The 21,122-nt window shown below is 64.6% G+C and carries 20 protein-coding genes and 2 riboswitches; of the genes, 10 read left to right on the forward strand and 10 right to left on the reverse strand.

Annotated elements, in window-relative coordinates:
* Positions 1-18: 18 nt before the first annotated feature.
* Positions 19-279, reverse strand: coding sequence for a DUF4235 domain-containing protein (locus tag FQP90_RS07945; protein ID WP_144649193.1), 261 nt, complete (start codon positions 277-279; stop codon positions 19-21).
* Positions 280-315: 36 nt separating this feature from the next.
* The gene (locus tag FQP90_RS07950) at positions 316-993 is read right to left on the reverse strand and encodes an NUDIX hydrolase (protein ID WP_144649194.1); all 678 of its coding nucleotides are present in this window, start codon (positions 991-993) and stop codon (positions 316-318) included.
* A 117-nt stretch (positions 994-1,110) separates the two neighbouring features.
* Positions 1,111-1,247, forward strand: a riboswitch (TPP riboswitch).
* A gap of 77 nt (positions 1,248-1,324) precedes the next feature.
* On the opposite strand from FQP90_RS07950, the gene FQP90_RS07955 reads away from it, so the two are divergent.
* Genes FQP90_RS07955 through FQP90_RS07965 form a run of 3 tightly spaced genes read left to right on the forward strand, consistent with a single transcriptional unit; the run spans position 1,325 to position 4,304 of the window.
* On the forward strand, positions 1,325-1,945 hold the full coding sequence (locus tag FQP90_RS07955; RefSeq protein WP_144649195.1) for an ECF transporter S component: 621 nt from the start codon (positions 1,325-1,327) through the stop codon (positions 1,943-1,945).
* Complete coding sequence (locus tag FQP90_RS07960; protein WP_144649196.1) at positions 1,945-3,513, forward strand: ABC transporter ATP-binding protein; 1,569 nt, start codon at positions 1,945-1,947, stop codon at positions 3,511-3,513. The genes FQP90_RS07955 and FQP90_RS07960 overlap by 1 nt, the downstream gene beginning before the upstream one ends.
* A complete protein-coding gene (locus FQP90_RS07965) occupies positions 3,510-4,304 on the forward strand; it encodes an energy-coupling factor transporter transmembrane component T family protein (RefSeq protein ID WP_144649197.1) in 795 nt (264 codons plus the stop codon). The genes FQP90_RS07960 and FQP90_RS07965 overlap by 4 nt, the downstream gene beginning before the upstream one ends.
* 84 nt (positions 4,305-4,388) lie before the next feature.
* Here the strand turns inward: FQP90_RS07965 and FQP90_RS07970 are convergent, their stop codons facing one another.
* Both FQP90_RS07970 and FQP90_RS07975 read right to left on the reverse strand, forming a co-directional pair.
* Entirely contained in the window at positions 4,389-4,985 is a 597-nt protein-coding gene (locus tag FQP90_RS07970) for a GNAT family N-acetyltransferase (RefSeq protein ID WP_144649198.1), read from the reverse strand.
* A gap of 31 nt (positions 4,986-5,016) precedes the next feature.
* Positions 5,017-7,140 carry a penicillin acylase family protein gene (locus FQP90_RS07975; RefSeq protein WP_144649199.1) on the reverse strand — a complete coding sequence of 708 codons (2,124 nt, stop codon included), beginning with the start codon at positions 7,138-7,140 and terminating at the stop codon, positions 5,017-5,019.
* Positions 7,141-7,241: 101 nt separating this feature from the next.
* Between FQP90_RS07975 and FQP90_RS07980 the strand changes: the two genes are divergently transcribed.
* Positions 7,242-7,976 carry a siderophore-interacting protein gene (locus FQP90_RS07980; RefSeq protein WP_144649200.1) on the forward strand — a complete coding sequence of 245 codons (735 nt, stop codon included), beginning with the start codon at positions 7,242-7,244 and terminating at the stop codon, positions 7,974-7,976.
* A gap of 132 nt (positions 7,977-8,108) precedes the next feature.
* Positions 8,109-9,632, forward strand: a complete 1,524-nt coding sequence (locus FQP90_RS07985; protein WP_144649201.1) for a UDP-N-acetylglucosamine 1-carboxyvinyltransferase — start codon at positions 8,109-8,111, stop codon at positions 9,630-9,632.
* A gap of 91 nt (positions 9,633-9,723) precedes the next feature.
* Here the strand turns inward: FQP90_RS07985 and FQP90_RS23265 are convergent, their stop codons facing one another.
* Positions 9,724-10,245 (reverse strand): endonuclease domain-containing protein, encoded by a 522-nt coding sequence (locus FQP90_RS23265; RefSeq protein WP_167510438.1) that lies wholly within the window; start codon positions 10,243-10,245, stop codon positions 9,724-9,726.
* A gap of 517 nt (positions 10,246-10,762) precedes the next feature.
* On the opposite strand from FQP90_RS23265, the gene FQP90_RS07995 reads away from it, so the two are divergent.
* Positions 10,763-11,956: a glutamate--cysteine ligase 2 gene (locus FQP90_RS07995; protein ID WP_144649203.1), complete on the forward strand. Its 1,194-nt coding sequence runs from the start codon at positions 10,763-10,765 to the stop codon at positions 11,954-11,956.
* Here FQP90_RS07995 and FQP90_RS08000 read toward each other — a convergent pair.
* The 5 genes from FQP90_RS08000 to FQP90_RS08020 form a co-directional block, all read right to left on the reverse strand.
* On the reverse strand, positions 11,953-12,555 hold the full coding sequence (locus tag FQP90_RS08000) for a hypothetical protein (protein ID WP_144649204.1): 603 nt from the start codon (positions 12,553-12,555) through the stop codon (positions 11,953-11,955). The genes FQP90_RS07995 and FQP90_RS08000 overlap by 4 nt on opposite strands.
* Positions 12,556-12,565: 10 nt before the next feature.
* A complete protein-coding gene (locus tag FQP90_RS08005; RefSeq protein ID WP_144649205.1) occupies positions 12,566-13,774 on the reverse strand; it encodes an O-succinylhomoserine sulfhydrylase in 1,209 nt (402 codons plus the stop codon).
* Complete coding sequence (locus tag FQP90_RS08010) at positions 13,775-14,185, reverse strand: rhodanese-like domain-containing protein (protein WP_144649206.1); 411 nt, start codon at positions 14,183-14,185, stop codon at positions 13,775-13,777.
* A complete protein-coding gene (locus FQP90_RS08015; RefSeq protein WP_144649207.1) occupies positions 14,182-14,448 on the reverse strand; it encodes a DUF1737 domain-containing protein in 267 nt (88 codons plus the stop codon). Before FQP90_RS08015 ends, FQP90_RS08010 begins: the two co-directional genes overlap by 4 nt.
* 13 nt (positions 14,449-14,461) lie before the next feature.
* Positions 14,462-14,573: riboswitch (SAM riboswitch) on the reverse strand.
* Positions 14,574-14,659: 86 nt separating this feature from the next.
* Positions 14,660-16,363: a SulP family inorganic anion transporter gene (locus FQP90_RS08020; protein ID WP_144649208.1), complete on the reverse strand. Its 1,704-nt coding sequence runs from the start codon at positions 16,361-16,363 to the stop codon at positions 14,660-14,662.
* Between the two features lie 129 nt (positions 16,364-16,492).
* Here FQP90_RS08020 and FQP90_RS08025 point away from each other — a divergent pair, with 129 nt between their 5' ends.
* The 4 genes from FQP90_RS08025 (at position 16,493) to FQP90_RS08040 (ending at position 21,082) form a co-directional block, all read left to right on the forward strand.
* On the forward strand, positions 16,493-17,821 hold the full coding sequence (locus FQP90_RS08025) for an NtaA/DmoA family FMN-dependent monooxygenase (RefSeq protein WP_144649209.1): 1,329 nt from the start codon (positions 16,493-16,495) through the stop codon (positions 17,819-17,821).
* Positions 17,821-19,383: an aromatic amino acid ammonia-lyase gene (locus tag FQP90_RS08030; protein ID WP_144649210.1), complete on the forward strand. Its 1,563-nt coding sequence runs from the start codon at positions 17,821-17,823 to the stop codon at positions 19,381-19,383. The genes FQP90_RS08025 and FQP90_RS08030 overlap by 1 nt, the downstream gene beginning before the upstream one ends.
* A complete protein-coding gene (locus FQP90_RS08035) occupies positions 19,377-20,459 on the forward strand; it encodes a PLP-dependent cysteine synthase family protein (RefSeq protein ID WP_144649211.1) in 1,083 nt (360 codons plus the stop codon). Before FQP90_RS08030 ends, FQP90_RS08035 begins: the two co-directional genes overlap by 7 nt.
* Positions 20,460-20,599: 140 nt before the next feature.
* A complete protein-coding gene (locus FQP90_RS08040; protein WP_144649212.1) occupies positions 20,600-21,082 on the forward strand; it encodes a carboxymuconolactone decarboxylase family protein in 483 nt (160 codons plus the stop codon).
* The last annotated feature ends 40 nt before the right edge of the window (positions 21,083-21,122 follow it).

The following is a 21,122-nucleotide window of genomic DNA, read 5'->3' on the forward strand; positions in this document are numbered from 1 at the left end:
TTGTTGTCCGGATGGTTCCTAGACGATGTCCTGGGATTTGGCGAAGCGTGCGATGGCACGCTGCGTGCCACGGCTGGCAAGGACCTGGATGAGGGTACTGACGAACGCGGAAATCAGTGCGAAGGTCAGGGCCGAGCGCAGGCTTGTTTCCATGTCATCGTTGCCTACGGGTGGCTTGTTGCCAGTGGCCTTTTCCCACCCTTTGTTGACGAGTTTGGTTCCGACGAAGCCTGCTCCGAGGCTTACTCCGGCACCCAGCAGCTTGAAGAAGAGGTTCATGTCCCCAGCCTAGCTGTAAAGGCCGGGGGAACACTGCTAGCGCCGGCTTTCCCGTTCCTTCAAAAACGCAGCCATGGAACCCTCCGGTGCCAGCACGGGGACCACAGCATGTTCGGCGGACCACATCGCCTCCACAGAACCAAACCCGGCGATTTCCTTCAGCAGGTAGTAGGTGGGCGGCATCAGCTGCAGGGTGCCGGCAGCCTCGGCTTCCAGGATTCCGTTCACAGGCATCCACAGGGATTGCCACGCTTCCGTGGTTTGGTGCTGTGGCTCGGCTCCCGGCAAAGGCTTGGCGACGTAGAAATAGGTATCGAAGCGCTTGGGCATGTCCGTAGGGGTGATCCAGTTGGCCCAAGGACGGAGATCCGAGGCGTCGATGCTCAGGCCGGCTTCCTCCTGGACCTCCCGGACGGCAGCTGTGAGTACCATTGCTGCAGCGTCGGGATCCGTGCCGATGGAGCTCTGGTGCCAGTCCGCCGCGTGGGCCTGCAGGAGTTCGGTGGGGTAGTCCCACCCGGATTGATCCGCGGCGTCCACCCGTCCTCCGGGGAAGACCACCATCCCGGCAGCGAAGTCCATGGTGCTGACCCTGTGCTGGACGAAGGCCTCGAGCCCGTCCGCGGTGTCGCGAAGCAGGATGACGCTGGCAGCAAGCCGGGGTTCGGGCACGGGTTTGGTTCCTGGAAGTCCTGAGCCGGGAATGTCCGTCATGAAAATGTGCCCCTTTGCTGCGGTCGGATCTGCTGGTCCATTCTCGCAGGATTGTGACCGGGCCCCAGCGCCGGCCACACGCGCAGGTGTAAACTGAACCAGCCCATCAGGGCAGATTGATAACGACAGGGGAGCGCCGCCGTCGAATCCTGCAGGAATGCGGGAGACGCGAGGGCGCTGAGAGTGCGGACAGCCGCAGACCCTCGAACCTGATCCGGTTAGTACCGGCGCAAGGGAGTCGAGCTTCTCAGAGTGTCCGGATCCGGGCGGCGCAGGCCGGCTGGGGAATCCGGGGAGCACTTTCCCCTCCTGTACCTCAGGAGGCAGAAAAATGACCACGGTAAACGTGAAGAAGACCAGTTATAGCTGGCGTGTTGTAGACATCGTGGTGGCGGCCCTTATCGCCATCGCCGGCGGCGTGATCTTCTGGGCATGGTCCCAGGGCGCCGCACTCGTATCCATTCCCATGAACGCGACGTATCCGCCGCTCACCGGCCTGATCGCCGGTGGCTGGATGATCCCGGCGGTCTTGGGCATGCTCATTATCCGCAAGCCGGGTGCGGCACTGTTCTGCGAAGCCGTGGCAGCCACGGGTGAGCTCATTATGGGTTCGCAGTACGGCACCACAGTGCTCATCTCGGGCATCCTCCAGGGCCTCGGCGCCGAGCTGATCTTCGCCGCGTTCCGCTACAAGAAGTTCAACCTGCCCACGGCACTCCTTGCCGGTGCCGGTGCTGGCCTTTTCTGCGGCCTCAACGACTCCTTCCTGCCTTGGGGTTGGAACATCGCTTACGAAGCCATCGACAAGCTGGCCTACATCACTTTCACCACCATCTCCGGCGCGATCATCGCAGGCGCACTGTCATGGGTCGCCACCCGCGGTTTGGCCAAGACGGGCGTCCTGAGCTCCTTCGCGTCCCGCAAGGCCGCTTCGGAGCCAGTCTTCAGCTGATGCCCGCCACCAACAGCGGCGCTGTCAGGCCTGCCGCCATCTCGGCCGAGGGCTGGGGTTGGCGGCACGCCGGTCGGGCCAAGCCTGCCATTCAAGGCCTTGACCTCAGGATCGAACCCGGGGAGCGCGTACTGCTGCTGGGGCCTTCAGGCGCCGGCAAGTCCACGCTCCTGCACGCCCTCGCCGGGGTGCTGGGTGACGAGGAGGACGACTCTGACGAGACCGGCTCCCTGCTGATCGACGGCGTCACTCCCCGCGAGCAGCGAGGCCGCGCCGGCCTGATGCAACAGGATCCGGAAACGCAGGTGGTCCTCTCGCGGGTGGGTGACGACGTCGCCTTCGGTGCCGAGAACCTGGCCGTACCGCGGGACGAGATTTGGTCCCGCGTCCATGAAGCGCTCGACGACGTCGGGTTGCGTACCGCAGCAGGCGGCGGCTTGGCGTTGGATCACCCGACGGCGGCACTCTCCGGTGGGCAGAAGCAGCGCCTTGCGCTGGCCGGCATCCTGGCGATGCGGCCCGGGCTGATCCTGCTGGATGAACCTACGGCCAACCTCGATCCTGCAGGGGTGTTGGAGGTCCGCGATGCCGTGAAGCGCTGCGTGGACAAGACCGGCGCCACGTTGGTGGTGGTGGAGCACCGGGTGTCTGTGTGGAAGGACCTGGTGGACAGGATCGTGGTCCTGCAGCCGGGTACCGGCTCAGAAGCCGGTACGCCGGGCGTCCTCCTGGACGGCCCGCCGGACCACGTCCTATCCGAGGCCCGCACCATGCTGATGGGTGCCGGCGTTTGGGTTCCGGGGTATGTCCCGGCAACCCGCGCCCGCCGCAACGAACCCCGGACCGCCCAGCTCCTCCTTGCGGCGCAGGACCTCTCAGTTTCACGGGAGAAACCACGCAGGAAGGGCTTCAGGACCATCCCGCCGGTTCCCGTGCAATCCGGCATCAGTGCCCAGGTCCGGGCAGGCCAGGCGCTCACCATCACGGGTCCCAACGGTGCCGGAAAGTCCACCTTCGCGCTCACGTTGGCCGGTCTTCTGGCGCCGGTGGATGGCACGGTGAGTGCCGCCGTCGAGCTTTCAGAGGGAGTGGGCATGGACCCCTTCAAGTGGAAAGCCGAGCAGCTGATTTCCCGTATCGGAACCGTTTTCCAGGAGCCGGAGCACCAGTTCGTCACGGGCAAGGTCCTGGACGAACTCATGTTTGGCCCGAGGCACCTGGGCCATGGCGAGGAACGCGTGGACGAACTGTTGGAGCGGTTGCGCCTCACCCATCTGGTGGACGCCAATCCGTACACCTTGTCCGGCGGCGAGAAGCGTCGGCTCTCGGTGGCCACCGTGCTCGCGGCGCATCCGAAGGTCTTGGTGCTCGATGAGCCGACGTTTGGCCAGGATGCGAACACCTGGGCCGAATTGGCGTCCTTCCTGTCCGAATTGCTGGACGCCGGAACTGCCGTGGTCTCAGTAACCCATGACCAAGAGTTCAGCGCCGTGCTCGGCGGCACGGAACTGCAGCTCGGCCCGTCCACGCGCACGGAAAACGACCGCCAGGAAGCCGGTGCAGCATGAGGGATGCACTGAACCTGCGGGGTAACCAGGCGCTGCTGACCCGCGCGAATCCTTTGGCCAAGTTCGGCTCGGTCTTCCTCATCTCCCTGGTGCTGGCGCTGTCCATCGACTGGGTGTCGGCGTCTACGGCGCTTGTTGCGGAGTTGGCGCTCTTCCCGCTGGCCGGCCTCACTCTCCGCTTGCTGTGGCAGCGTGCCTGGCCGCTGATCATCGCGGCAGCGATCGGCGGGTGGAGCACAGCGATCGTGGCTGCTGACAGCGGCGCTGTCCTGCTCGACGTCGGACTCTGGTCCATCAGCGAAGGTTCCCTCGAGCTGGGGCTGGGTTTCATGCTCCGCGGCTTGGCGATCGCGCTCCCGGCGATCCTGCTGATGACCTGCACCGATCCGACGGACCTGGCCGATGCGCTGGCGCAGAAAGCAAAGCTGCCGCACCGCTTTGTCCTCGGGTCTCTGGCAGCCATGCGTTTAGTGGGCCTCATGGCAGAGGAGTGGCAGACCATCGGCATGGCCCGCCGGGCACGCGGCGTCGGCTCGCAGGGCAGCCCGTTCCAGCGCCTCAAGGCTACGCTCGGGCAGAGCTTCGGGCTCTTGGTGCAGGCGGTTCGCCGGGCGTCGAGGCTAGCGGTGACCATGGAAGCCCGCGGTTTTGGGGGCGGTCAACGCACGTGGGCACGAGAATCAACGTACTCGTTGCTGGACGTTTGGGTGGTCCTTGGCGGGTTGGTGATTGCAGCGGGAGCAGTGCTGGCCGCTGTGGGCGCGGGGACATGGAGTTTCGTCTGGCGCTAGCGCTGACATGCGCTGGAACGCTGGACACCAAACGTGCCGCCGGTAGCGTTGGGGGGCCGCCGGCGGCACTTCCCTTGTGGCGGTTTAGCGCTGCTGTTCCTGGATCTCGTCAAAGCCGGCGCGTGTCAGGAACCCCAGTTGGGCTTCCTTCTCGGCGAGCTGGATGATGGGACCGAGCTCGAAGCAGGTGGCTTCCAGGCGACGCAGGGCCTTGGCATTGCGGGAGTCCGGCTCCACGATGATCCGGTCCTTGCCCGGCAGCGAGAACATGTACTTGATCAGCGACGTTCCGAGCCTCGGCGTGAAGTGTGGAATGGGCCGCGTGGCCGGAGCCAGCAACAGGTGCATCCCAATGTCCTCCTCGCGCGCAGGGTAGGCCTCGCCCACGGGGTCGTGCAGTGGTTCGTACGTCTGGAACAGGGCCAGCGGCTCCCCGTCGAGCACCACCAGGAACGCGTGGTGGGTCTCCAATGAGTCAAGGAACTCGTAGATCTCCCGGACGTGTTCGCGGGAGTGCTCGGTCATTCCCCAGAACTTTGCGCGGGGCTGGGTCACCCACTCGTAGATGAGGCCGATGTCCTCGCTGGGGATCAGGGGGACTATCCGCAGGGAACCCCAACCGTCGAGTTCTTCGGAGTAGATGGTGGTGCGGACGGCGAAGTCCTGGGTGGTGGTGGTCATGGTTTCCTTCTAGGGCTGCGAACGGAATTGGCTAGGGCGTGTCTTTGGTCAGGACCGACCAATCCGTGACCACTGGGGCAAGCTTCCCGGCGGTCCAGAGTGGCAGTTGGTCGGCGAAATGCTCATGCTCGGGTGTACCCGCGGCGCCGAAGGGGACGATCCACCGGCTGTTGGCTCGATCGGACAGGTCCCAGACGTAGCGGGCCACGGGTCCACGGAAGCTTCGGTCGTCCACGCCAGGGAGGCTTTCGGTGCAGAGCACGCAACCGGTATCCCCACTGAGGTCGGCGGCGGGGGCGGCCTCGGAAAGAGCGCCCGGGAGGACGTGAACGGCCAGGAGCTGGTGTCGCTCGCCCCACGACGCACCGTCCAGCAGCGCTTCCTCCAGGGCAACGTCCTCAAGCGCTGCGGCAGCTTCAACACCAACACTGATACCAAGCTCGGAGCCCCGGGCCAGCAGCGTTTCAAGAGCAAATCCGATGCGCGAAGGAACAGACAGCCAGGGCCCGAACAAGGGGGAGTATGCCGTGGGCTCGTGCAGTGGGGCCAACGCGGAATGCCTGGCAATGCGTTGAACCAAGACTCCCCGCCACGCCGCGAGCACGGCTGCCTGGTGACTGGCCGCGTCCATGCGGCCGTCCCATCCCAACAACTCTGACCGGAGTTCCTTGGCTTCGCCGGACAGGTCATCGGCGTCCAGGCCACTGAGGATGGATCGGAACACCGGCCATGGACCCAGCTGCGTGTCCGTGTGGATGGCCTGCATGGTGTCCACGGTGAGTGACCCTCCGGGAGCGGCCTCCAATAGTTCCCGGATCCGCAGCGCACGATGCGCAGGAGCGAACTCCATGGCCACCGCATCTCCGCCGCCCGCGGCCCGATCATTAGCGCTGACCGCGAAACGCTGGACCTTGGTACGGGGGAGGACCACGTACTGCCCGTCCCACGCGTGGCGGGCGGAGAAGGCGGGCGCCGGCAGGCGGCGGTTGGAGGGATTCCGCTGCGGAACAAGCCCGGCAACAAAGTGGCGGACGGCCCCGGAGTCGTCCGCGGCCACCACACTGTTGACAGGCTCCACCCAGGCATCGAACGCTGCCTCTACCTCGGACACGTTCCGGCTCCGCAACAGCGGCAGGAGGGCCTCGAAACCCAGCCGCCCCTCAACCCGTGCGGGGAAACGCAAGCTGAGGGCACCGCCGTCGGGCGCTGCAGAGATCACCGACCCACGCATGGTCTCCATGACCTCAACGTCAACGGCGTCACCTCCGCGGACGCGAACAGTCTCGGTACTGACGACGACGGGTTCCCAGCCTTCCGCTCCACGAGCCTCCACGCGCTCGCCATCCACATCGGTGACCCGGCGCAGTTCCTCTTCGAAAAGGTCCTGGTAGTCGGCCATGGCGTTGGTGATGGCCCAGGCGGTATGCCCGGTGTGGGCGAAGTGCGGGAGGCCGGGGACACCTGGGAAGGCGAACCCGATGGCGTCGAACTCGGGGCATGCCAGCCGCACTTGCTGGTACACGCCGGGCAGCTCCATCAAACGGTGGGGGTCGCCGGCAACCAGGGGAAGGCCGCTGGCTGTCTCCGAACCGTGGGCAGCCCAGGCATTGCTGCCGGACCACACGGGAGCTTCGATGCTGAACAGGCCTACGGCGTCGTCCCCGAGAGTCCGTGCGACGTGCGCGCGGAAGAGTTTGTTGGGGAACGTGGAGAACAGGATGTGGTGGACCAGGAAGACGCCCAGCGGTGTCCACGGGTTCCAAAGCTCGGGGGCGCCGCCGGATTCATCGAACTCCGGGCCACCGCGGAGGCCTTCGGACAAGGCCTGGTTGACGCCGGCGACGTACTGTCCGCACCAGCGTTTTGTGTCGTCGTCGAAGTTCTCGAAGCAGCGGCGGGCGGTGTCATCCAACCGGGCCTGCCGGGCGAACCGGTCCCACACCACCGCGTCAGGGCCCAGCACTTCTGCCGCGCGGCCTTCGGAACGCCAGCGTTCCAGCTCGATCTGCCATGAGCGGTCGCTGGCGGCGTTCAGGCCTTGGAGGTAGGCGAGGTCGTCGGCGGATTCCGCCCACAAGTGCGGGATCCCCCACGAGTCACGGTAGGTGCCGGGGCCGCCTGCCGGGGCGGGATTGTGAGTCGGGGCAGGCGTCATAATCTCAGGCCGCTTTCGAGCTTAGGTTAGGCTTACTTAAGCTCAAGATAAATGGCTTTGGCCCCGTTCACAAATCGTGGCCGTTCGTGAAGGAGTGTTGCTTGAAGCGCAATTGGGAAGGCGTCGTCCTCAAAGTGATGGGCGCCAAGGACTTCACCTTGGAAGTCACCGGGCGGGAGGAGATCACCCCCGACTTCCTGCGCGTGCATGTGCGCGATGGTGGACTCTTGGAGCGCAGTGGCCTGCACCCCACCATGTGGATCCGGCTGTGGTTCGACGATTCCGGCAAGGCCCACCAACGCGCCTACACCCTGGTGAACGCGGATCCAGTGGCAGGAACGTTCAGTATGGACTTCGCTATGCACCATGGCGTCGCGGCCGACTGGGCCCGCTCAGTGCAAGCCGGCGACACCATCGACGCCACGGTCCAAGGCAGTTCCTTCAGCTTCCCGCAGCCCGCTCCGCGTCGGATCTGGGTGGTGGGCGATCCCGCGTCCATCCCGGCCATCAACTCACTCCTGGATGAGCGTCAGCTTTCGGCTGGCCACGGATCCCCGGTGACGGCCTGGCTTGAATACCAGCATGACGCCGACCCTTCGCTCGAGGTGCGGACCTCCGGATCCGACGTCGTCACCTGGATTCCGCGCAAACGCGACGGTGCCGCGCTGGTGGAGGAAGTCTGCGGTGCGCTGACCGAGGAGACGGTGTCCGTGGCGGACGACTTCTTCTGGATAGCGTGCGAGGCGTCCAGTACCCGTGCAATCGTGAAGCACTTGCGGAAGGGCTTGGGCGTGGATAAACATCGGATCGACGCCTTGGGATACTGGCGCGTCTAACCCCTCTGGGCTAGTCGCGCTGACGGGCGACGTCCGGCGCCGTTTATCGCACAGGACGGGTATGGTGTGATCTTTGCCGCTCAAACGGCGATTTGCGTGCAGCTTCTAACTCACTTGTGATATTTCTGGGTTATGACGCAAGCTACGCCCGAACATGTTGGCCTCCTGCTCCGTAACGCCCGCAGTGAAAAGGGTTGGACGCAGGGGCAGTTGGCTACTGAGCTGGGAACCAGCCAGAGCGCAATCGCCCGGATGGAACAGGGTAAACAGAATCTCAGCCTGCGAATGATCGAGCGGCTCGAAGCGATCTTCGGGCGTTCCATCGTCAAAGTCGGCAAGCCGCAGATGACCCATCTCCGTGTGGAGGGCGGCCGGACGCTGTCCGGCGAAGTCGATGTGAACAGCAGTAAGAACGCCGGCGTCGCGCTCTTGTGCGCCAGCTTGATCAACCGTGGCACCACCACGCTGCGCCGGCTGGCCCGCATTGAAGAAGTCAACAGGATCGTCGAAGTCCTGACCTCCATCGGCGTCGAATGCACCTGGCTTAACGGAAGCGACCTCCGCATCCGCAGGCCCGAGGTCTTGGATCTCGGTTCGATGGACGTCGATGCTGCCCGCCGAACCCGCAGCGTCATCATGCTGCTTGGGCCGCTCCTGGATGAGACCAACGAATACTTGCTGCCCTATGCCGGTGGTTGCGACCTCGGAACGCGTACCGTCGAGCCCCACATGCAGGCCCTGCGCCAGTTCGGACTGTCCGTGGAAGCCAGGTCCGGTTTCTACTCCGTGACTGCGCCTCCCGCCGATGGGCATAGCCGCTCGTTCGTGCTGACTGAGCGTGGCGATACCGTCACCGAGAACGCCATCATGGCTGCCGCCCACCGCGAAGGCACCACGGTGATCCGCAACGCCAGCCCCAACTACATGGTCCAGGACCTCTGCTTCTACCTGCAGGGACTCGGCGTGGATATCGAAGGCGTGGGGACCACCACCCTGAAGATCACCGGCCGCCCCGCCATCGACGTGGACATCGAGTACTTCCCGTCCGAGGACCCCATCGAGGCCATGAGCCTGATCACCGCGGGAATCGTCACCAACTCCGAGGTCACCATCCGCAGGGTCCCCATCGAGTTCATGGAAATCGAACTCGCCACGTTGGAGCAGATGGGCCAAAACCTGGAAATCTCCGGCGAATACATGGCCCGTAATGGCCGCACGCGCCTGGTGGACGTGACCACCAAGCCCTCCGAACTCCGCGCCCCGCAGGACAAGATCCACCCGATGCCGTTCCCCGGCCTCAACATCGACAACCTGCCGTTCTTCGCCGTGATCGCGGGCAACGCCGAGGGCCAGACCATGATCCACGACTGGGTCTACGAGAACCGTGCCATCTACTTGACCGAACTCAACAAGTTGGGCGCCCAGGTGCAGCTGCTGGATCCACACCGGATCTACGTCAACGGGCCCACTAAGTGGCGCGCGGCGGAAATCGGCTGCCCGCCCGCCCTGCGCCCCGCCGCTTGCCTGCTCCTGGCGATGCTGGCAGCGAGGGGAACCTCAGAGCTGCGCAACATCTACGTGATCGAGCGTGGTTACGAGGACCTTGCAGAGCGCCTGAACACCATTGGCGCGAAGATCGAGTACTTCCAGGACTAGTTTTGCTGGATCATTCCTCGGTGGCCTTCAGGAGGCCCGCCATTCCGGGCTTCCGAATGGACAGAGAACGAATGATCCAGCAAAATCCTGCCTATCCGCGTCTGCCGTCCCTTCCCCGGGCCAGTAGTCCCCGGATCTGGGCCATGACATGCTCCTGCGAGTTCCAGATCTGCTCGGGTGCGTAACTTAACACGTGATAGCCACGGACTTGCGCAGCATTCAGCCTGCCCATGTCCTTTCGCCAGGCGGACCTGGAACTGTGGAACTGGTATCCGTTGATCTCGACGATGAGCCACCCGTCGATCAGGATGTCCACCCGACCTACACCTTCGATGCCCACTTGCCGCTTGAACGAAAGCCCTTCCGATTCGAAGAGTAGCCGTGCACTGATCTCGGGGACCGATTCGGATAATCCATCTGCCATGGCCAACCGTTTCCTCGCTACTCCGAAGTATTTGGCGGTGAGCTCACTTTCGAGGACATGCCGGGCAATCCCGAATCTCGTCATCGCAGACTGGGCTACGGATATCGCGTCAACTTCCGCCAAGCACGTCAGCGCATGGATGACGGTGTCTTCCACGGATGCCAAGGGAAGAAGGGCCTCCGATCCCACCCTGAGCCCACCATGCCGAACGAATCCCCGGCCTCGGTTGTGCCTTGTTGCCAGGTGGATTTTGTTGGGTTTCGTCTTAAGCCAAAGCCCGTATCTGACAGCGGCACTGGCGCACGTCAGCTGCCCATTGTTCGTGAGGGCCGAGAGGTACTCCGTATCTGCGGACGGCAACGCCCAAATGCCCTTCCGGGGTTGATACGCCCCTGCGATTCTCCGAACCGACGAGGGAGTGAAACCATGACCGCGGAGCAGCCCCACTCGTGCCACTCCGCCCACTGATCTCAGGAATTCGAGTGCGTCCATGGTCCAAGCTGGCCACGAACTGCTGCGGTGGGGCATGGAAATACTGGCGTATGTGGATGAAAGCGCCGAACTTCTGCTGGATCATTCGCGTATGCGCTCACGAGGGGTGGAGTATCCGGGCGTTCGGAGACCGCAATGGAGCGATGATCCAGCAGAACGGAAGGGGGCACGCAGCAGCCCTGTCCTCCCTCGCCCTCGTGACGCAGAATGGAGCATGCGGACTTTCGGGGTTGAGGAAGAGCTGCTCATCGTCGATCCTGTGACGGGGGAGCCCCTGGCCCTCGCTGATGCGCTGCTGGCCGGCCACGATGAGCCCGCGGAGACCGGCCTGAGCCATGAACTGAAGCTGGAGCAGATCGAAACCCAGACCCGTCCATGCCACACGTACGGCGAGCTCCTGCACCAGATTCGCCGCGGCAGGGCCATGGCCAACCAGGCCGCCCGCCGGCACGGAGCCCGGGTGGCTGCGATCGCCACGTCGCCACTTGCCTCGAACACGCACACCACCCCGGATCCTCGGTACGCCGCGATGCTGGACCGCTTCGGGATTATCGCCACAGAGCAGTTGACCTGTGGGTTCCACGTGCACACGTCGGTGGAGTCACCGGAGGAAGGTGTTGTGGTGCTGGACCACATGCGGGACAAACTCGCAGTGCTCACGGCCCTCGCCGCCAATTCGCCGTATTGGCGCGGACTCCCCACGGGCTTTGACAGCTACCGCACACAGGCATGGAACCGGTGGCCCACGTCCGGACCCTCATCGGTCTTCGGCTCGCTGACAGCCTACCGGCGCATCGTGAAGCGTCTCCTGGAAACGGGCGTGATCATGGATGAGGGCATGATCTACTTCGATGCCCGCATCTCCAGGAACCACCCCACCGTGGAGGTGCGCGTGGCCGACGTCTGCCTCCGGGCCGAAGACGCGGCACTGGTTGCGGTGCTGGTGCGGGCTTTGGTGGAGACGGCTTCGCTGGAAATGCTCGACGGCGTCGAGCCCACCTCAGTGCCTACTGCCCTGCTGCGGATGGCGAGTTGGCAGGCCAGCAATTCGGGGTTGCGTGGAGACCTCCTGGACTTCGGCGATTTCCGTCCCCAGCCGGCGGCGGACGTGGTGTGGGCGCTGGTTGACTACGTGAGTCCCGTGCTGGACGACCAAGGAGAACTCAAACTCGTCAAAGCCGGGATCGCGGACATTCTGGAGCGCGGCAACGGTGCCCACGAGCAACGCGAAGCGGCGGTGCGATACAGCAACAGGCGGCGCGACGGACACAGCCAGCCGGGCAGTCCGCCCAACGACGAAGCCCTGGCCGCCGTCGTCGGGCATGCAGCAAGGGTGACTGTGCGCGGTGTCGCCGCTGACGCGCTTAAGGACCCCGCTCCGATTCTGACCAGGGTGAGGAGGCCCTAGCCTTTCGGCTCTTTCCACGTCATCAGGTAGGCGCCGGTGAGCCCCTCCACCAAGTAGAAACAGAACGGGGGGATATCCTTCTTGGCCACCAGGATGGCGCCGTAGACGGGTGCGCTGGCCGCCGCCGTGATTCCGATCCATCGTTTCGCGGGCAAAGTCAGCAGGCTCCCGCCGAGGGCAGCCAACGCCACAACATGCAATCCGGAGTACAGCAGAAACGGCGCGTTGGACCCCCTGCGGTCGGCGAAGCGCTCCAGGTCCGAAGCCCTCCGGGTGAGGCTGTACACAAAGGGCGGAGCGCCGGCGAGCAGGGCGGCGGCAGCTGCGACTGCCCACTTTTTGCCCTGACGATGCGAAGCGTCCGTGCCCTGAACCGCGCTCGCGTAGGCTGCGAAACCTACCGGCACTGCCACGGTTCCCGCGGCGGTCAGGTGCTGCCCCACCACCCAACCACGCTGGCCGGCCTGGAGCATCCGCAGCCGTTCGGCAGCGTCCGGCGTGATGTAAACGCGGCTGACCGGTGAGATGCCAACGAACCACACCACCGTGCCGGCAACGATGACCGCTCCGGCACGGCGATACGGATACTTCCCGCTCATGGCAGCAAGGTTAGACCTGTTTGAGGGCCTTCTCCAGATCCAGGATGAGGTCGTCCACGTCTTCCAGGCCCACCGACAGGCGGACCACGCCGTCGCTCAGCCCAATCGCCGCACGGCCCTCAGGGCCCATGGCCCGGTGAGTGGTGGTGGCCGGGTGGGTGATGAGGGACTTGGAATCGCCCAGGTTGTTGGAGATGTCTATGACGCGCAGTCCATCGAGCAGCGCAAAAGCCGCTTCCTTGGCCGAACGCCCAGCGGACGGCGAGAGCTCGAAGGTCAGCACGGTGCCGCCCGCCTTCATCTGCTTCGCGGCCAGCTCATACTGCGGGTGTGACTTCAACAACGGGTATTTGACCCAGCTGATGGCGGGCTGCTGCTCGAGCCACTCCGCGATTTTCAAAGCGGACGCCGAGCTGTGGTTTACCCGGAGGCCGATGGTTTCCAGGCCCTTGGTCAGGACCCAGGCGTTGAAGGCGGACAGCGAAGGGCCGGTGTGCCGCATGAGCTGCTTGACCGGGCCGTCGATGAACTCCTTGGTGCCCAGGATCGCGCCGCCGAGGACACGACCCTGGCCGTCAATGTGCTTGGTGCCCGAATACACGATCACGTCCGCACCCAGCTCGCCGCAGCGCTGCAGCAGGGGAGTGGCAAAGACATTGTCGACGACGACGGTCGCTCCGGCGGCATGCGCCAGTTGGCTCACGGCGGCGATGTCCACGATTTCCTGCATGGGGTTGGAGGGAGACTCGAAGAACACCGCAGTGGTCGGTTCGGAGAGGGCCTCACGCCACTGCTCCAGGTCCGGGCCATCCACGAATACGGTCTCCACACCCCAGCGCGGCAGGATTTCGTTGAGGATCACAAAGCAGGAACCGAAGAGGGAGCGGGCAGCAACGACGCGGTCGCCGGCAGCCAGCAGCGCACCCAAGGCGGTGAAGACCGCGGACATGCCGGACGCCGTCGCAAAGCACGCTTCGGTTCCTTCGAGCAGCCGGAGTCGCTCTTGGAAGGTTGCCACGGAGGGGTTGCCGTAACGGGAGTAGACAAAGCGTTCGTCCTCGCCGGTGAAGGCGCGTTCGGCGGCTGCGGCGGATTCGTAAACGAAGCCGGAGTTCAGGAAAACAGGCTCGGCCGTTTCCTGGAAATTGGTGCGGTCAAGGCCACCTCGGACGGCCTGGGTGTCTGGGCTCCAGCCGGCGGCGTCGGGATTGAAAGTCACTTACTCGGTCCCCAGGTTCGTCGGCAGGCCACGGTTCTTCCAACCATTCACAGTTCGCTCGCCGTAACGGTCCGGTTCGCCTTCAAAACCCTCAAGGACGTTGTAGGCGGTGAAGCCGGCCTGCGTTGCGGCGATGGCAGCGGAAATGGAACGCTGCCCGGAGCGGCACAGGAAGACCAGTTCAACGTCGTCGCCCTCGGGGGCTTGCAGCTGAAGGTCCTCGATGAAGCGGGAGTTCGGAACCCCGCCTGCGAGGTTCCACTGGATGAACAGGGGATCGTTCTCGGTGGCTTTGGTGTCCGGGATGCCGATGTGGGCCCATTCGCCCTCGGTACGGACATCCACCAGGATGGCGCCTTCTTCAAGCTTCGCCCACGCGTCCTGCGGGGTCAGGTCACCTGCGTAGCTCATGCGTGGCCCTCGAATGCTTCTTCGTCGTCGTAGTTCTCCAGCTGGTCAACGGCGTTGGCGACGGCCGCATCGGCGTTGGCGATGGCTGCGGGCAGCACGATGGCCTGCGCGACGATGACGTCCGTTCCGTTGAACGTGGCTGCCGGGCTGCCATGGAGCACATAGCCCTCGGCGAGGGAGTTGTGGATACGTTCGCAAAAATCACGATTGTCCGGGCCCGTAATCAGGCGGTAAGAGAGTTTTTCTTCAGTGGGTTCAGGCATTGCTGGTGCTCCTCAGTCACGCTTGCAGTTCGAGTTGTCGATACGCCGAGTAGTCACCTGAGGCACCCCGCCGGAGAGAGGGTTGCCGACCAGCAAGTCAGGGCTTTGCGCTGGTACTCATTACTCAAGAAAAACGTAACATCCACGGGCATCGGCCTGCACTTGCGGGTGGCTGCGGGCTCGTCATGTTGCGTAATCGGAGGTGCCGGAGCTATTCGCGCCTGAGCGCGCGCACTGCGGCGCCGATGGTGGGGAAGAAATGGTCGGGCGTGAAACGGGCCGCAGTACCGAGGTGGAGCAGTTTGTCCTTGACAGGCCCTTTGAGCTCGGCGAACACCAGGTCCACGCCCTTTCTGGCAAGCCATTCATCCAGGGTGACCAGGTCATCCAACGCCGTGGTGTCGATCCCGGTGATGGGTTCGGCGGCGAGAATCACGTGGGAAATGTCGTCTGACGCTTCGTCCGGCGCCTCATCCAGCTGCTCCCGGACAAACTCCGCCAGAACCTGACCGTTGCCGAAGAAGAGCGGGGCATCAAAACGCAGGATCAGGAGCCCGGGAACACGCTCGCCGTCGGGGTGCCTCTCGAGATCGTGATAGCCGGGGAGGCCTTCCTCTGCGCCAAGCTCGGTGCGGTACGGATCCCAGGCCCGGCGAACAAAGTCCAGAAGTGCCAAGGCGATGGCCACCACGATTCCCTGCAGGACACCGACGGTCAGGACGCCGAGGAACGCTGCGAGCATCACCACGGATTCGCTGCGGCTCAGGCTGAGGAGCCGCCTGACGCCGGCCGGATCCGCGAGGGCGATGGCCGCAGCGATCACGACGGCGGCCAACGTTGCGGACGGCAAGTACTCAGTGACGCCGGGGGCCAGGAGCATGAAGGCCAGCACCAGCACCGAACCCACCACACCGGTCATTTGGGATTTGGCACCCGCATCCACGGCCACTGGGGTCCTGGAGGTGCTTCCGGAAACGGGGAAGCCACCCAACAGCCCCGTCGCAGCATTGGCCGCACCGAGCGCCGCCATCTCCCTGTTCCCGGACACTCTCTTGCCTTCCTTTGCCGCCAGTGTTTGGGACAGGACGCCGGTGTCCGCGAAGGCCATGAGGGCAATGCCGGCGGCGGCGGGCAGCAGGGTGAGGGCATCGGCCCAGCCAAGCCCGCCGAGCGCGGGCATGGGCAGGCCCTGCGGCAAGATTCCGGTGACCTTGACGTGGTGGTGCAAACCCAAAACCGCGGTGGCAACGCACGAGCCAACCACGGCAAAAAGCACGCCCGGCACCTTCCACTTCAGGAGTTTCGGGATCCAAATGAGCGCCAACGAACCAACCCCCAGCAGCAGCGCGGCGACGTTGACACCGCCCGTGAGTATCCCGGTGGTGACCTTCGCCAGCTTCTGCCAGATGTCGCCGTCGGCCTCTATCCCCAGGAAGGCCGGCAGCTGTGAGAGGGCTACCAGCAGCGCGATCCCGTTCAGGTACCCCAGCCGGATGGGCTTGGAGAGCAGGCCGGTGATGGTCCCCAGCTTCAGCGCGGAACCCGCCAGCATGATCACCCCTACCAGCACGGCCAAGAGCCCCGCCAATGCCACGGATTTCTCGCTGCTCCCCGCCGCCAGCGGGATGACCGCCGCTGCGATCAGCGGGGCGAGGGCGGAGTCGGGGCCGAGGACCAGGATGCGGGAAGGCCCGACGACGGCGTAAACCAGCAAGGGGACCACCGTTGCGTAAAGCCCGGTGACAGGCGGCAGCCCGGCAGCCTGCGCGTACGCCATGCCTGCCGGGACCAGCAAGGCGAACAGGGCAGCACCCGCCACGACGTCGTGCCGGAGCCATTCGCGCTTGTATCCCTTGAGCGCCCAGACGCCGGACAGCCGGTCCTTGGCGGATCGGCGGGCGGTTGGCGCACTCATACAGCGATCATTCCGGATGGGGGCTGTTTGCGGAACCCGGAGCAACGCCCAGCCCCTTCTTTTGTGACGCCGCGGGAGCATAATTGACGCAGTACGACCCCCTGTAACTTCGCATGAAATCAGGTCGCGGTGAACGGACAGAGCAGTTCTACACTCAAGCCCATGCTGCATTTTGGTTGGTTCGTGGGCCACGGTTTCGGAGTCCAGGGGTGGGGGACTCCCGGTTACGCCCTGGGCTACGACTGGAAGAAACCCGCCCTGTACCAGGAAGCCGTGCGCGCGTTTGAGCGATCCGGACTGGACCTGTTCATCATCGAGGATTCCCTGACCGTCCCGGACACTTATGGCGGCACCGCCGAGGTTTCTCTGGCCCACGCGTCCTTCGCCCCGAAGCATGATCCGCTCGCGTTGGTCCCATACCTTCTGTCTGCCACGGAGCACTTGGGAATTGTTCCTACCGTCAGTGCCTCGTTCTATCCGCCGTTCACAGCGGCCCGGCTGCTCGCTACCCTTCAGCACTTCTCGGAGGGCCAGCTTGGCTGGAACGTGGTCACTTCCGGCAGCGACCTCGCCGCCCAGAACTACGGACTGGACCAGCAGATTGAACACGACCTCCGGTATGAGAAGGCTGAAGAGTTCGTCGACGTCGTCAGGCGCCTGTGGCGGAGCTGGGAACCTGGCGCTGTGCTTGAGGATGTTGCCGCCGGCGTGTTCGCGGACCATACCAAGGTGCATCCGATCAACCACGAAGGCGACTTCTTCAAGGTTCGTGGTCCACTGAACACGGCACCGCTGCCCGAGGAGCCCGTGCTGGTCCAAGCCGGCGCCTCTCCCCGAGGCAAAGCGTTCGCCGGCGGTCACGCTGATGTGGCAATTGCGCTCGCCCGCGGCGTTGACGGCATGAAGGCCTACCGGGATTCGATCCGCGCCGAGGCTGCCAAGGCCGGGAGGAACCCCGACGACGTGAAGGTACTTTTCGTGCTGAAGCCCACCGTTGTTGGTTCTACTGCAGAGGCGGAGGAGCTACGGGCGCAGCGCCGTGAACTCACCCAGCGCGATATCGACAGCCAGCTCAACTCCATCTCCTACCTGTCCGTGATCGACTTCAAGCGGTTCGACCTCGATGCCCCGCTTCCCGAGCTGAGCACCAACAGCAACCAAGGCACGTTGGAACACTTCGCCAAGGCCGCGCCTCCCGGTTCCACGCTGCGCCAGATCCTGCAGGCACGCAGTGGCGGGGCCGGAGACTCGATCATCGGCACGGTGGGCGAGATCGCCGACTATCTGGAGGAAACCGGCGCGGCCGTAGGGGGCGACGGCTTCCTCTTCTCCGGCTTTGTCGACCCGGTGACGGTGCACAGTGTGCTGGACAAGCTCACGCCCGAACTGCGGCGCCGCGGCCTGTTGAGGACGAGTTACGGCAACGGTGGGTTCCGCCAGAACCTTCTGGACTTCTGATGGCTTCTGCTGAGCCGTTGACGATTGGTACGGCGCCGGTGCGCGCCGTGGACGTGGCTTTGACGGCATCTGATCCGTCGTTTCACGTGAAACTCAACCAAGATGCGTTGTCTCTGATCGACCGATCCCGGGCGGTCGTGGAGAAGGCTGCTGCCTCCGGGCAACGGGTCTACGGACTCAACACCCTGCTCGGCTCCGGCCGGGACACCGCTGTGGAGGAGAAGTCCCTCCTGGCGTACCAAGTCCAAGTGGTCAGGTATCACAACAGCGGAGTCGGCTCGTACCTGGACCGCGCCGCTGCCCGTGCAGTGATCCTCGCCCGGCTCATCGGATTCAGCCGCGGGGGCTCGGGGGTGCGCCCGGAGACCGCCCTTTTCTATGTCGAACTGCTCAACCGTGGCGTCATTCCCGCCATCCCGCGCGAAGGCTCGGTGGGCTCATCGGACCTGACCCAGCTTGCCGCCGTCGCCGCTGTTGCCATCGGTGAAGGCCAAGCATTAGACGCGTCCGGAACGCTGGTATCGGGCGCCAAGGCGCTGGCCGATGCAGGGCTCCAGCCCTTGGTTCTCGCACCCGGAGAGGCCCTCGCCCTGGTGAGCGCCAACGCCTACTCGGTAGGTGCCGGAACCCTGGCGTTGCTGCGGCTGCAGCACCTGAGCGAGCTGGCCGACGTCGCACTTTCCCTCTCGCTGGAGACCATCGCACGGTACGACGGCGGCGGGAACCTCAGCCCGTTCTCGCCGGCCATCCAGGCGGCCAAGGCGGTGGACGGTCAGCGGGACTCGGCTGCCGTTGTGCGCCGCCTGTTGAGCAATGGATGGTTGGAGGATGTTCGGCCGGAGGTATCGGTGCAGGATGCGTTGTCATTTCGGGCCGCACCCCAGACGCACGGGGCTTTCCGTTCCCTGGTGAATCAGCTTGGTGTGGCCCTGGAGGTAGAGCTGAACGGGCGCGGAGACAACCCCTTGGCCGACGTCGAATCCGGGTTGATGGTATCCGGCGGGAACTTCCAACCCATGCAGTTGGCCCTTGCCTATGAGGGTTTGCGACTGGCTTTGGCGCATGTAGGGATTTCCAGCGAGCGGCGCATTGCCAAGTTGTATCCGCCGCAGCGCGCCATCCGGGCGAAGCATTTGCAGGGTGCGGCCTCTTCGGCCTCCGGCTTGGCGCAGGAAGAATTGCCCGGGCTGCTCTGGTACTCCGCCGCTGGTCTGCTGGCCGAACTGAAGGTCCTGGCAGCACCGGCGACCCTCGGCGCCCCGACACTTTCGGCCGACGTCGAGGACCACTCGACGCTCGCCCCGCTCGCCCTCCAGCAACTGGAAAAGTCGTTGGACGCCTTGGAAAAGCTCTTGGCAATAGAGGCCTTGACGGCGTCGTATCTGCTGCTCGAAGCGGGAGCCGCGCAACCGCTCGGGAAGGGGACCGGCGCCGTCGTGGGTCGTTTGGCCGATGTGCTGGCGGACCGGCCGTCGGCGCCTGACCTCGTGGAGCGGGCGCGGGCCGAACTGCGCGAGGCCGTAGCCCAGGAATTTTTGGAGACAGGGGAGGAAGCGTGGTGAGTACGGCGATCCGCAAACATGGTGTGCACGCGGCGACTTCGGTGCCGGACGGATTGGATGCCTCGGTCCTGGACAAGGTGGGCAACACGCCGCTGGTGAAGTTGGAGTCCCTGAGCCGTGGGCTGGGCAGCGCCATCCACATCAAGCTCGAGTCCGAGAACCCCGGCGGCTCCATCAAGGACCGCACGGCGCTGAGCATGGTGCGGGCGGCTGAGAGATCTGGTGAACTGCGGCCTGGGGCGACCATCGTGGAGAGCACCTCCGGGAACACCGGCATTGGGCTGGCCCTCATTGGGCACCTGACCGGCCATCCCGTGGTGGTGGTTACGGGCGACACCATTTCGCAGGAGAAGCTTGCCGCGCTCCACAATTACGGTGCCAGGGTGATCCTGACTGATTGGAATGCGCCGTCCGAGTCGCCGGAGAACGCCCGGGCCGTGGCTGCCCGCATCACTGCTGAGACCCCTGGCGCGTGGCGGCCCATGCAGTTCGACAACCCTGCCAACCCCGCCGCGCACTATGAAACCACTGGACCGGAAATCTGGGAGCAAACCGGTGGCTTGGTGACACACTTCGTGGCTGGCATCGGGACCGGCGGGACCATCAGCGGGAACGGCCGGTTTTTGAAGGAGCGCGTTGCTGCCTTGCGACCGGGTGGGCACGTGGAAGTTGTCGGCGCCGACCCCTATGGCTCCGCCTACAGCGGCGGTCATCCCGGCGAGATCCTGGTGGACGGAGTGGGCAACTCCTGGCCGCAAGCCGAGTGGCCCAAGATCTTTGACCGCTCCATCGTTGACCGCTTCCTGCGCATTCCTAACGACGAGGTCTACACCACGGTGCATCGGCTCCTCGACGAAGAAGGTCTCGCGCTGGGCCCGTCGTCCGGCCTCGCGGTGGCAGCCGCTGTGCGGGTGGCGCGCGCCGCACCCCACGGCTCGGTGGTGGTAGCCATAGCCCCCGACGCCGGCACCAACTACCTGAGCAAGGCCTTCAACCCGGTGTGGCTGGCAGAGCACGGAATCCGCCTCGCCGCCGACGTCCCCGCCGCCCGGGACATCCAGGACATCCAGGGCTAGGACGCTCTCTCACATCCCACCCGTTTTTGGTGGACGCTCTCTCACTTCCCACCCGTTTTTGGTGGACGCTCTCTCACATCCCGTCTGCACCGCGCTGAGATCATTCCTGCTGCCGTGAATCGTTGCGTTAGGCTCCAACCATGCCCGAACAGGAAACAAAACCACGGCTGGCCGGCTATCTGGACAAGCAACAGCCCGACCTTTATGCGACGCTAAGCCACTACTCCCAGCAACTCGTCGACGAAGCTGACCGGCTTGGTATCCAGCGACGCACCCTCGAACTCATCAACTACCTGTCCTCGCAGATCAACGGTTGTGCCTTCTGCCTGGACCTCCACCATCGCCGAGCTTTGAAATACGGTGAAACGGAACAGCGGCTGTCCCTGGTTGCTGTGTACAGGGAAGTGCAACTCTTCGAACCGGCCGAGGTGGTGGCCATGGAGATCGCCGAGCAGATCACCCGCATGAGTTCGTCGCGGCCCAGCCCCGAGCTCTTCGAACAGGCGCGGCAATACTACAGCGACGAGCAGATCAGTGTCCTCTGCATGGCAGCGATCGGAATCAACGCCTTCAACCGGCTGTCCATCCTGAGCGAGCACCCGGTGCGCGCGGCCAAGAAGTAGCAAGACCTGCGCCCCCACCATCTACTTTGGCGGCTGGGGC

This window comes from Paenarthrobacter nitroguajacolicus (genome assembly GCF_007786235.1).
In the GTDB taxonomy this organism is placed as follows: Bacteria; Actinomycetota; Actinomycetes; order Actinomycetales; family Micrococcaceae; genus Arthrobacter; species Arthrobacter nitroguajacolicus_A.